The organism is Salinivibrio proteolyticus, from assembly GCF_001996165.1.
GTDB lineage: Bacteria > Pseudomonadota > Gammaproteobacteria > Enterobacterales > Vibrionaceae > Salinivibrio > Salinivibrio proteolyticus.
On the sequence record NZ_MUFP01000024.1, the window covers coordinates 58,617 to 69,555 of the forward strand.

Annotated in this window: 10 protein-coding genes, 3 tRNA genes and 1 pseudogene; 9 read left to right on the forward strand and 5 right to left on the reverse strand. The window is 51.0% G+C overall.

Translation table 11 applies throughout. The features are described from left to right. Positions 1 to 24 precede the first annotated feature (24 nt). From BZJ19_RS15220 to hemA, 5 genes are read right to left on the reverse strand one after another with little or no spacing between them, the layout of a single operon-like run. Positions 25 to 831 (reverse strand): SirB1 family protein, encoded by an 807-nt coding sequence (locus BZJ19_RS15220; protein WP_077479697.1) that lies wholly within the window; start codon positions 829 to 831, stop codon positions 25 to 27. Between the two features lie 4 nt (positions 832 to 835). Beyond that, positions 836 to 1,219 carry a SirB2 family protein gene (locus BZJ19_RS15225; RefSeq protein WP_069587478.1) on the reverse strand — a complete coding sequence of 128 codons (384 nt, stop codon included), beginning with the start codon at positions 1,217 to 1,219 and terminating at the stop codon, positions 836 to 838. A 32-nt stretch (positions 1,220 to 1,251) separates the two neighbouring features. Beyond that, entirely contained in the window at positions 1,252 to 2,097 is an 846-nt protein-coding gene (gene prmC / locus BZJ19_RS15230) for a peptide chain release factor N(5)-glutamine methyltransferase (RefSeq protein ID WP_077661827.1), read from the reverse strand. Between the two features lie 2 nt (positions 2,098 to 2,099). Beyond that, entirely contained in the window at positions 2,100 to 3,188 is a 1,089-nt protein-coding gene (gene prfA / locus BZJ19_RS15235) for a peptide chain release factor 1 (protein ID WP_077479699.1), read from the reverse strand. Between the two features lie 11 nt (positions 3,189 to 3,199). Next, the gene (gene hemA, locus BZJ19_RS15240; protein WP_077661828.1) at positions 3,200 to 4,459 is read right to left on the reverse strand and encodes a glutamyl-tRNA reductase; all 1,260 of its coding nucleotides are present in this window, start codon (positions 4,457 to 4,459) and stop codon (positions 3,200 to 3,202) included. A gap of 270 nt (positions 4,460 to 4,729) precedes the next feature. Here hemA and lolB point away from each other — a divergent pair, with 270 nt between their 5' ends. The 9 genes and pseudogenes from lolB to BZJ19_RS15285 all read left to right on the forward strand — a co-directional run. Then, a complete protein-coding gene (lolB, locus tag BZJ19_RS15245) occupies positions 4,730 to 5,320 on the forward strand; it encodes a lipoprotein insertase outer membrane protein LolB (protein WP_077676251.1) in 591 nt (196 codons plus the stop codon). Beyond that, complete coding sequence (ispE, locus tag BZJ19_RS15250) at positions 5,310 to 6,170, forward strand: 4-(cytidine 5'-diphospho)-2-C-methyl-D-erythritol kinase (protein WP_077676252.1); 861 nt, start codon at positions 5,310 to 5,312, stop codon at positions 6,168 to 6,170. The genes lolB and ispE overlap by 11 nt, the downstream gene beginning before the upstream one ends. Before the next feature lie 32 nt (positions 6,171 to 6,202). Beyond that, a complete protein-coding gene (locus BZJ19_RS15255; RefSeq protein ID WP_131826411.1) occupies positions 6,203 to 7,150 on the forward strand; it encodes a ribose-phosphate pyrophosphokinase in 948 nt (315 codons plus the stop codon). Positions 7,151 to 7,320: 170 nt separating this feature from the next. Then, positions 7,321 to 7,911, forward strand: coding sequence for an aminoacyl-tRNA hydrolase (pth, locus tag BZJ19_RS15260; RefSeq protein WP_069587379.1), 591 nt, complete (start codon positions 7,321 to 7,323; stop codon positions 7,909 to 7,911). 25 nt (positions 7,912 to 7,936) lie between these two features. Then, complete coding sequence (ychF, locus tag BZJ19_RS15265) at positions 7,937 to 9,028, forward strand: redox-regulated ATPase YchF (RefSeq protein ID WP_069587380.1); 1,092 nt, start codon at positions 7,937 to 7,939, stop codon at positions 9,026 to 9,028. A 257-nt stretch (positions 9,029 to 9,285) separates the two neighbouring features. After that, positions 9,286 to 9,362: transfer RNA gene (locus BZJ19_RS15270), tRNA-Met, on the forward strand. A 50-nt stretch (positions 9,363 to 9,412) separates the two neighbouring features. Continuing rightward, positions 9,413 to 9,499 (forward strand) — tRNA-Leu (locus BZJ19_RS15275). Between the two features lie 17 nt (positions 9,500 to 9,516). Beyond that, positions 9,517 to 9,591 (forward strand) — tRNA-Gln (locus tag BZJ19_RS15280). 170 nt (positions 9,592 to 9,761) lie between these two features. Next, a pseudogene (locus tag BZJ19_RS15285) lies at positions 9,762 to 10,607 on the forward strand (IS5 family transposase); the annotation flags it as partial. Positions 10,608 to 10,939: the final 332 nt, after the last annotated feature.

Below are 10,939 nucleotides of genomic sequence, written 5' to 3' on the forward strand. Positions count from 1 at the left end.
CTTGGTCGCACTGAAAGCAGCGCGCTAATGTAAAGTCGGTTGTTCTTCGTTGAGTACTTTCACTTGCATCTTTAACAGCTCTGCCGCCGGATCATCCGGGCATTGCTCAATAAAGTACTCATAGTCGGTCGCCGCAACCCGATCACAATCGAGTTGCTGAAAGATATAGCCGCGATCGCGAATCTCGTATGGGTCGTCAGGGCTAAAGGTTAGCGCGAGTTCGCTACAACGTAATGCCATCGCGTACTTTTCTTCGCGCAATAACGCACTTTTGGCGACGGCCAACCAACGACCAATGATCGATGGGTGGTCACTCACTTCAAGGTGCGATGGATCTAGCTCAGCAAACGGTCCTTGACTGCCTATCAGCCAGCCACGCAGGGTTCGCATGCTGACACGCTCACCATCAAATGGATTGAGGTATACGGGAGTGTCTTCTAACTCATCAATGCGCAACAGCAGCTGAGTTGGAAAGCCAACCGGTTTGACGGGTAGCGAGAGGCGCTCACACAGGTACAAAAAGATCGCACCGAGCGAGACTGGGATCCCTTTTTTGCGCGACAGTACATGGTGAATAAAGACGTTCTCCGAGGAAAAGTATTGCTCGAAGTCGCCCGTAAATTGCCATTGATGATAGAAAAGGCGACGCAAGCCCTCGAGGCGCAAAGCCATATCGGGTTCGCTACCCAGTAGATGTTCGGCTTCGTCCGCCAACAGCTCCAGTGAGGCCTGAACGTGATTAACATCGATCGACGGATCGAGCGCGTGGTTCAATGTTAAGGCGCCCTCTGCCAGTGTGAGCTGATCCAGTTGTTGATCGGTTAATGGCATCCTGTTATCCCATTAGGTGTGGTACTTTCGTTAACGCTAAATTGGCTGCTGCGTATGCCCAACCCAAGGCGCCAAAGAACGCAAAGGTGCGAAAGAGTTTGCCACGGCTGTAGTGCAAGGTGACAAATCCGAGCGCAATGTAAGCCAGTACACAAGTCAGCTTTTCGGTCATCCACGCCCCGCTTGGCGTAAATGGCACAAAACCTGTTACAAAAATCAGGCCAATTCCGGTGGTCAATAATACGGTATCGACAACATGGGGTGTCACTTTGACCCATTTTTTGTTGAGCATCTCACTGCCACGCATCACCCAGAAAAAGCGGATCACGAATAGCGAAAGGCTCAAGACAATACTCAATAAATGGGTATGCTTTAGTGCCATGTAGATCATAAAAAGTTCCTGCTTCCAGTCAGTTAGAATTATACGTTCTGAGCGACAGTGACTCTATCGAGCCCAGCGAGATCCTGCTGGGTTGCAATATTGCCCCATCCTTGTCGTTGCCAAAGCGCGCGCACTGCTGCGCCTTGGTCATAGCCATGCTCTACCATTAGCCAACCAGATGCGGCCAAATATGTCCGCGCAGTCGCACCAATGTGGCGAATATCTGCCAGCCCGCTCTCGTCTGCCACCAGCGCACTCGCTGGTTCAAACCGTACGTCGCCTTGCTGCAAATGCGGATCGGCACCGTCGATGTAGGGCGGGTTGCTGACAATCAGATCAAAAGGCTGCATGTCGCTAAGCGCATCAAACCAATCACTTTGAATAAAGTGCGCATTGGTGATTTGATTGTCGTGTGCGTTCCGGCTGGCTAATAATACCGCCTCTGGCATCAGATCGATGCCCACCACGGTCGCATCAGCGCGCTCTGACGCAATCGCTAGCGCAATCGCGCCTGTGCCTGTGCCTAAATCCAATACCCGACAGGGCTTATCCGGTAACACCGCCAGTGCTTGCTCGACTAACAGTTCCGTTTCTGGGCGTGGGATCAAGGTCGCGGGCGACACCGATAGGCGCAGCGTCCAAAAGTCGCGATAGCCAAGAATATACGCCACGGGTTCGCCTTGCAGACGACGCGCAAACAGCTGACGAAACTGGGCAAGCTGAGCGGCGGTCAGTTTACGGTCAGGCCAGGTATACAAATAACTGGTGGGCTGATCGAGCACATGACAAAGCAGCACCTTCACATCAATGGCCGCCGAGCCATGCCCGACAGCGCTCAATTCATGGGTGCTATCCGCTAACAGTGCGCTAATCGTGGCAGTCATAATTATTGTTGCTCTGACAACGCCGCGAGTTGGTCGGCCTGATGCTCTTGAATCACAGGGTCAACCAAGCTATCCAAATCGCCTTGCATCACTTCATCTAAACGATAAAGGGTTAAGTTGATACGGTGATCGGACACTCGGCCTTGTGGATAGTTGTAAGTACGGATACGGTCGGAGCGATCGCCTGAGCCCAACAAGTTACGACGTGTTGACGCTTCTTCGGCAGCGCGCTTTTCTTCTTCCGCTTTAATCAAACGAGCGGCCAGTACCGACATCGCTTTAGCGCGGTTTTTGTGCTGCGAACGTTCGTCTTGACACTCCACCACAGTGCCGGTTGGCAAGTGGGTAATACGAATGGCAGAGTCGGTGGTGTTAACGTGCTGACCACCGGCACCCGATGCACGGAAGGTATCCACTTTTAAATCAGCAGGGTTAATCTCTGGAATTTCTGCTTCTGGCACTTCAGGCAAGATAGCAACGGTACACGCAGAGGTATGTACACGACCTTGTGATTCTGTCGCCGGCACGCGTTGGACACGGTGGCCGCCAGATTCAAATTTCAGCACGCCATAGGCGCCTTCGCCTGCCACGCGCGCAATCACTTCTTTAAAACCACCGTGCTCACCATCGCTCGCGCTAATGATTTCAGTCTTCCAGCCACGTTGCTCGGCATAACGGCTATACATACGGTATAGGTCGCCTGCAAAAATCGCGGCCTCATCACCGCCTGCGCCGGCACGGATCTCAAGGAAGCAGTTGCGATCATCATTAGGGTCTTTGGGTAGGAGCAAGATTTGCAGCTCGTCGGTCAAGTCGGCAATGCTCTGCTTGGCCTGTTCGACTTCCTCTTGCGCCATTTCGCGCATCTCTGGGTCGTCTTCGTTTGCCATTTCTTGTGCGGCTACCAAGTCTTCTTGTGCTTGCTTGAACTGACCGAAACACTTAATCACTTCTTCAAGCTGAGAGTATTCTTTGGACAGCGCACGGAACTTGTTCTGATCGTTGATGATCTCTGGCGTGCCCAACAGGTGCTGAACTTCTTCATAACGCTCGGCCAGTGATTCTAGCTTGGCTAAAATTGATGCTTTCATATATCTCTTCGTTAGTTATCACTGTCCAGCCCAAGACAGGCACGCATCACCGCCAGTTTTTCTGGCTCACCATTTTGTGCTGCTTGCTGCATTGCCTGTGTCGGCGTATGGATCAGTTTATTTGTTAGACGATTGCTCAATTGGCGCAATACGCTTTCGGCATCTGCGCCATTGGCCAACGCCTGAATACTTTGTTCAAGCTCGGCTTGTTTGATCTGCTCCGATTGAGTGCGGAATTGCTTAATACTATCAACCGCCTCTCGTGAGCGTAGCCAACGCATGAAATCAGCGCTTTCTTCCGTCACGATCGCTTCAGCTTGGATCGCGGCTACTTTACGCTGTTCGCGATTACGTTCCACGATAGATTGCAAATCATCCACACTATACAGATACGCGTCGGCAAGATTGCCCACTTCTTCTTCAATGTCTCTTGGCACGGCAATATCGATCAGCAACATGGGCTGGTGACGGCGCTGTTTCAGTGCTTTTTCTACCATGCCTTTACCGATAAGCGGCAAAGGGGCGGCCGTTGAGCTAATCACGATATCTGCTTTCGCCAAGTGCTCTGGGATCGCTTCAAGCCCAATCACCTGCGCATTAAATTGGTCTGCCAAACACTGCGCACGAGATTGAGTCCGATTGGCCACGATAATGTTGCTGCATTTGTGTTCATGCAGGTGCTTGGTCACTAATTCTATGGTCTCCCCCGCCCCGACCAATAAGGTGGTGACATCGGATAACGACTCAAAGATCTGACGCGCCAAGGTACAAGCCGCAAAAGCAACAGAGACCGCATTGCCGCCGATATCCGTCTCGGTTCTCACCCGTTTGGCAACGGCAAACACTTTTTGAAACAGCTTTTCTAGCGGGCCCGCAATCAGATTGGCTTTTCCGGAACTGGCATAAGCCTGCTTCACTTGGCCTAGAATTTGTGGCTCACCGAGTACCAAAGAGTCCAACCCACACGCTACGCGCATCAGGTGTTTCACCGCTGCTTGTTCTTCGTGATAGTAAATGCTCGCCATCAGGCTATCACTGCTTAGGTGATGAAAATTGGTCAACCAATCCACCAGCACGCCGATCCCCGGCTGACGCATGTCGGCGTACAGCTCAGTGCGGTTACACGTTGAGACGATCACACAGCTTCGCACTTGAGGGTGGTCGGTCAGTTGCTGCAACGCTTGTTCCAGTTGTTGCGGCGAAAAGGCGACTTTCTCCCGCAAGTCAACGGGGGCCGTTTTGTGATTGATTCCGAGAACTAACAGGCTCATGAAGCGTTGTTACCGACAGCACCAGTAAGGATTGGAGCGGAGGATTTTACTTGATGGCCCCCGTGAATTAAAGCGAACATTGATATGCATCATCCTCTTGGCGTGGAAATGTGAAGCCTCGCGAGATTGGTGGCTTCCTCGCCAAACCCGTGCCGTATCCACGGATACAGGCACGATAGGCGTCTTCTTTCTCCGCACAGCTTGTGGCAAAGTAAGCGCATCACGGCCCTGATGCCGCTTTATTGACGTCAAAGAAAGGATACTCAGCACATGTTTGCTCCCCTACGCGCCTGCGTCATCGCCGCCTGTATCGCTATTTTGTCGGGCTGTGCCACCGCCCCGCCACCGTCGACTCAATGGCAAGCGCATCAGTCGGCGTTAACGGCCATTGATAGCTACACGGCGAAAGGCAAGGTCGCGTTTATTTCACCCCAAGAGCGGTTTTCAGCGAATTTGTATTGGCATCATCAGCCAGAACAATCCACGCTCCGTCTGACCAATTTTTTAGGGACCACCCTACTCTCGCTGACTATCGATCCGCAGCTTGCCACCGTGGTGGATGACCAAGGCCAAGTTTATACCGACTCAGATGCGGCTCGCTTGATTGAGCGGCTGAGCGGCATGTCGTTACCGATTGACGCGCTGCCCGCTTGGTTGCTTGGCTTACCACAATCGCGAGATCAATTTGAGCTCGGCGATGATAACCGCCTTGCCCGTTTAAGCAACGCTAAAGGCTGGACCATTGATTATCTCGGTTACGATGGTAGCACGCAGCCAGCGCTGCCTTCGCGTATCACCTTAAAAAGCCCCCAGCAAACCGTAAAGCTGGTTATCTCCAATTGGACGCTTGATGATGAATGACACCACATTTTGGCCCGCGCCTGCCAAACTGAACCTCTTCTTGTATATCAATGGCCGTCGTGAGGACGGATACCACGAACTCCAAACCTTGTTTCAGTTTTTGGACGTGGGCGATACCCTTGCCATTACGCCAAACCAAACCGGGACGATCAACCTCAGCCCTGCCATGGAAGGGGTGAAAGAAGACGATAACTTGATTGTCAAAGCCGCCAAGGCGCTGCAAGCCCGCACAGGATGTCCCTACGGGGCGCACATTGATATCGACAAACGGCTCCCTATGGGCGGCGGATTAGGGGGCGGGTCATCCGATGCTGCCACCACCTTGGTTGCGCTCAATCATTTATGGCAGACCCAGGTCAGCGCTGATGAATTGGCTGCTCTTGGATTGCGTTTGGGCGCCGATGTGCCTATTTTTATTCATGGTCAGGCAGCATTGGCTGAGGGCGTGGGTGAAAAATTTACACCGGTGTTACCGGAAGAAAAAGTTTACTTAGTGGTCAAGCCGGACGTGTCGATTTCGACCGCTGCAATTTTCACTCATCCTCAGTTGCAAAGAAACACGCCAAAGCGCACAGTTTCTGAGCTAATGGGGCAAAAATACGAAAACGATTGCGAAAAGATAGCCCGTAAACAATTCCCCGAGGTTGATAAGGCTGTTTCGTGGCTGCTAGAATACGCGCCGTCTAGGATGACTGGGACAGGCGCGTGCGTGTTTGCCGAGTTTGACACCGCACAAGATGCCCAGGCCACACTCGACATAATGCCTAACTGGCTGACAGGGTTTGTTGCACGTGGGTTGAACCGTTCACCCCTACTTGATGCGCTACAGCAGCAAACTGTGAGTCAGTGACTACTAAATGGATGCAACCCGAGGTTTCCACCGTGCCTGATATGAAGCTGTTCGCTGGTAACGCGACACCCGTTCTCGCCCAACGTATCGCAAACCGTCTTTACATGTCACTGGGTGACGCCACTGTCGGCCGTTTTTCTGACGGCGAAGTGTGTGTTCAGATTAACGAGAACGTGCGCGGTAGTGACGTGTTCGTCCTCCAATCTACCTGTGCACCGACCAATGACAACTTAATGGAATTGGTCGTGATGATAGACGCGTTCCGACGTGCATCGGCAGGTCGTATAACCGCAGTAATCCCTTACTTTGGTTATGCCCGTCAAGACCGCCGCGTACGTTCCTCCCGTGTTCCTATCACCGCAAAAGTTATTGCAGATTTTCTTTCCAACGTTGGCGTTGACCGCGTCCTCACCGTGGATCTCCACGCAGAGCAAATCCAAGGCTTCTTCGACGTTCCTGTCGACAACATCTTTGGCACCCCTGTTTTGCTTGAAGACATGCTAGCGAAGAACTTGGAAGATCCTGTTGTTGTCTCTCCTGACATCGGCGGCGTGGTTCGAGCGCGTGCAACCGCGAAACTGCTCGACGATACCGACATTGMCATCATCGATAAACGTCGTCCTCGTGCGAACGTGTCTCAAGTCATGCACTTGATTGGTGACGTAGAAGGCCGTGATTGCATCATCGTTGATGATATGATCGATACCGGTGGCACCCTGTGTAAAGCCGCTGAAGCGCTGAAAAACCGTGGTGCGAAACGTGTATTTGCTTACGCGACTCACCCTGTATTTTCTGGCGACGCACCGAAAAACATTGCTGAATCTGTCATCGATGAAATCGTGGTTACCGATTCCATTCCGCTGAGCGCAGAAATCCAAGCAACCGGCCGAGTCTCACAACTGACTCTGTCTGGCATGCTGGCGGAAGCGATTCGCCGTATCAGCAACGAAGAATCCATCTCTGCGATGTTTAATTCGTAATAGACGCATCCTTAGTGACAGCGCCCTGCCTCTGTGCAGGGCGTTTTTTTATCTGTCTATTTTCAGTGCTGACTCGACCGCTGAGTCGTAACAATGGTAGGATATGGCGCCTTTTGGGGTGGGCAGAATGCTCACCGGCTATGATGGGTAGATAAACAGCGAGAAACATCGTGAGTAATCAGATCCGCTTACTAGTTGGATTGGCCAATCCGGGGCCAGAATATGCCCAAACACGCCACAACGCRGGCGCTTGGGTCGTGCAAGAACTTGCGCGGATCCACAATGCACCGCTGAAAGAAGAAAAAAAGTTTTTTGGCCTGACCGGCCGCATTACCGTACACGGTCAAGATCTGCGCTTGTTGATCCCAACCACTTACATGAATTTGTCCGGTAAAGCCGTTCAAGCACTGGCTAATTTTTACAATATTCCCGTCGATGCCATCATGGTGGCGCATGACGAGCTAGACTTGCCACCGGGCGTGGCAAAGTTTAAGCAAGGCGGTGGACACGGAGGACACAATGGCCTGCGTGACATCATCAGTAAATTAGCTAACGATAAATCGTTCTACCGACTCCGGATTGGTATTGGCCATCCGGGTCACAAAGATAAGGTAGCGGGATATGTGCTCACCAAAGCCCCCGCCAATGAGCAAAGCCTGATCGAACAGGCCACGGACGAGGCGGTTCGTAGCCTCGATATCTTGCTCAAAGACGATCTTGCCAAAGCGCAAAACCGTCTGCATACCTTCAAAGCACAGTAATTTTTGATTAAAGGGTTACCATCTCATGGGTTTTAAATGTGGCATCGTGGGCCTACCAAACGTAGGTAAATCCACTCTGTTTAATGCACTGACCAAAGCTGGCATTGACGCAGCTAACTTTCCATTCTGTACCATCGAGCCAAACACAGGCGTGGTGCCTGTGCCTGACTTACGCTTGGATGCGTTAGCCAAGATTGTTAACCCCCAAAAAGTGCTGCCAACCACCATGGAATTTGTGGATATCGCGGGACTGGTAGCCGGTGCATCACGTGGTGAAGGCTTAGGAAATAAGTTCCTCGCTAACATCCGCGAAACCGATGCAATTGGTCACGTGGTACGTTGTTTTGAAAACGACAACATTGTTCACGTAGCCGGTAAAGTCGACCCTGCGGATGACATCGATGTTATCAACACCGAGCTGGCACTGGCCGACCTTGAAAGCTGTGAGCGCGCCATTCAGCGCAACACCAAAAAAGCCAAAGGTGGTGACAAAGACGCCAAGTTTGAGCTAACTGTGCTCGAAAAACTGCTGCCTGTGCTGGAAGAAGGCAACATGTTGCGTTCTGTCGAGCTAAGCAAAGAAGAAGAAGCGGCAGTACAATACCTCAACTTCTTGACGCTTAAGCCCACCATGTACATTGCCAACGTCAACGATGATGGCTTTGAAAACAACCCTTACCTCGACAAAGTACGTGAAATTGCTGCCCAAGAAGGTGCCACCGTGGTCGCCGTGTGCGCGGAAATTGAAGGCGAAATTGCCGAGTTAGACGCCGAAGAAGCGGCTGCATTCTTAGAAGAAATGGGGCTGGAAGAGCCAGGCCTTAACCGTGTGATTCGCGCCGGTTATGAACTGCTTACCCTGCAAACCTACTTCACGGCGGGTGTTAAAGAAGTGCGTGCTTGGACCGTGCCAATTGGTGCCACTGCTCCGCAAGCGGCAGGTAAAATCCACACTGACTTCGAAAAAGGCTTTATCCGTGCTGAAGTGGTCGGTTATGAAGACTATATTGCGAACAATGGCGAAAGCGGCGCGAAAGAAGCCGGTAAATGGCGCTTAGAAGGCAAAGACTACATCGTAAAAGATGGCGATGTGATCCATTTCCGCTTTAACGTATAAGCGCCTAATGCCTCTTGGGTGAGTTGTCGAGACCCCGCCCTTGTCAGATAAAACCAGCCTCCGGGCTGGTTTTTTTATTCCCACCGTTCAACGCGGTCCGCCCCCTCTTCGATAGGCTTTGCCGCTAAATTGTCCAAAATGGCGATTATTGCAGCCAATGAATGCAAAATCGCAAAAAAAACAATAACCAGACCTTGACGACTTTCGCCCAGATCCGCATAATTCGCAGCGTCTTAAGGCACTATGCCTGACAGAGTGGCTACGTAGCTCAGTTGGTTAGAGCACATCACTCATAATGATGGGGTCACAGGTTCGAATCCCGTCGTAGCCACCATTATTTTTATAATTCGGTCTGCGTTTTTGTTACCGAGTTATCCACCTTTTGCGGAGGTGGCGGAATTGGTAGACGCGCTAGCTTCAGGTGCTAGTGTCCGAAAGGACGTGAGGGTTCAAGTCCCTCTCTCCGCACCAAGTTAGGCAACGCCTACTGGGGTATCGCCAAGCGGTAAGGCAACGGGTTTTGATCCCGTCATTCCCAGGTTCGAATCCTGGTACCCCAGCCATATAAAAAAGCCCACATCATGTGGGCTTTTTTGCGTTTAGGCGTTTTTCCTACTGCAACTCTCTTCAGTGGGCGTTGTTTCCTAAATCATTGAACTTATCATCCGAGCCTCGTTCAGATCACCACAACCTCAAAATAGGTCATCAGATGATGAGCAAAGCCAAGTAAAAAATCAGCAATTGGAAACAATATAATCAAGCATTGATTAACCGTGGTTCGATTACCTTTTGGGTTGATGACGCCGCTATCCAGACTTGGCACTGCAAAGAGCATCATGGCAAACGAGGCAGAGGCTTTACCTTTACCAATGGTGCCATTGAAACCGCGCTGATGGTTAAAGGTATTTTCAAGCTCCCTCTTCGCACCCTGCAAGGCTTTCTCGACTCGATATTTGGTCTGATGGACGTACCGCTAAAATCGCCGTCATACAGTTGTATCAGTAAACGAGCGAAGACGGTCGAGGTTAACTACCGATTACCCAGTCGTGGACCCGTTGCTCACGTCGTTATTGATGCCACTGGGTTAAAAGTGTTCGGCGAGGGAGAGTGGAAAACGCGCAAACATGGCAAGGAAAAACGCCGTGTTTGGCGCAAGCTGCATCTCGCGATTGACGACAGTACACATGAAGTGATTTCTGCCGTCGTGAGCTTAGCGTCTGTCGGCGACAATGAAGCCCTACCGACACTACTCAACCCGTTACGCCGAAAAATTGCCCAAGTCAGCGCTGACGGTGCTTACGATACGAAAGCCTGTCATCAGGTGCTCAAGAAAAAAGGCATCAAACCGACCATTCCACCGCGTAGCAACGCGGGTTACTGGGAGGATGGCCACCCTCGCAATGCAGCCGTCAGCGCCTTGAAATCGCGTAACTTGGAAGACTGGAAACAAGAAGAGGGTTATCACCAACGCTCTCTGTCAGAAACAGGCATGTCTCGATACAAAACGTTAATCAACCCTAAGCTGACACTACGTGATTACGATGCACAAGTTGGCGAAGCATTGGCCAACGTGAAAGCAAAGTCATAAGACTTGGTATGCCTGTTAGCTACCGAGTTGATTGATGGGAGAAATCCCATCGATATCAGTACGTTATGTGAATGATTTGTTCAACAACGCCGTTGTGATTTGCTCATTCAAACCTCCATTAACTAGATATTCAATTAGTTAATATGTGTTTGAATGGTTGTTTGTTACGGCAACGCGATACGGTTGGAGAAATGACGACAATTACGCGAAAATTCCGCACAACCAAATGAAAACCTAAATATACCAATCAACCATAAAGGTTTATTTATGTAAAATTTACGCAGAATGACACTTAAGCTCAATGACTCTCCTCTCATGTGAAA

Bases quoted from the DNA above. Each gene is read 5' to 3' on its own strand.
- lolB (WP_077676251.1), top strand. From the start codon at position 4,730: ATGTTTGCTCCCCTACGCGCCTGCGTCATCGCCGCCTGTATCGCTATT.
- prfA (WP_077479699.1), bottom strand. From the start codon at position 3,188: ATGAAAGCATCAATTTTAGCCAAGCTAGAATCACTGGCCGAGCGTTAT.
- ispE (WP_077676252.1), top strand. From the start codon at position 5,310: ATGATGAATGACACCACATTTTGGCCCGCGCCTGCCAAACTGAACCTC.
- prmC (WP_077661827.1), bottom strand. From the start codon at position 2,097: ATGACTGCCACGATTAGCGCACTGTTAGCGGATAGCACCCATGAATTG.
- ychF (WP_069587380.1), top strand. From the start codon at position 7,937: ATGGGTTTTAAATGTGGCATCGTGGGCCTACCAAACGTAGGTAAATCC.
- hemA (WP_077661828.1), bottom strand. From the start codon at position 4,459: ATGAGCCTGTTAGTTCTCGGAATCAATCACAAAACGGCCCCCGTTGAC.
- BZJ19_RS15220 (WP_077479697.1), bottom strand. From the start codon at position 831: ATGCCATTAACCGATCAACAACTGGATCAGCTCACACTGGCAGAGGGC.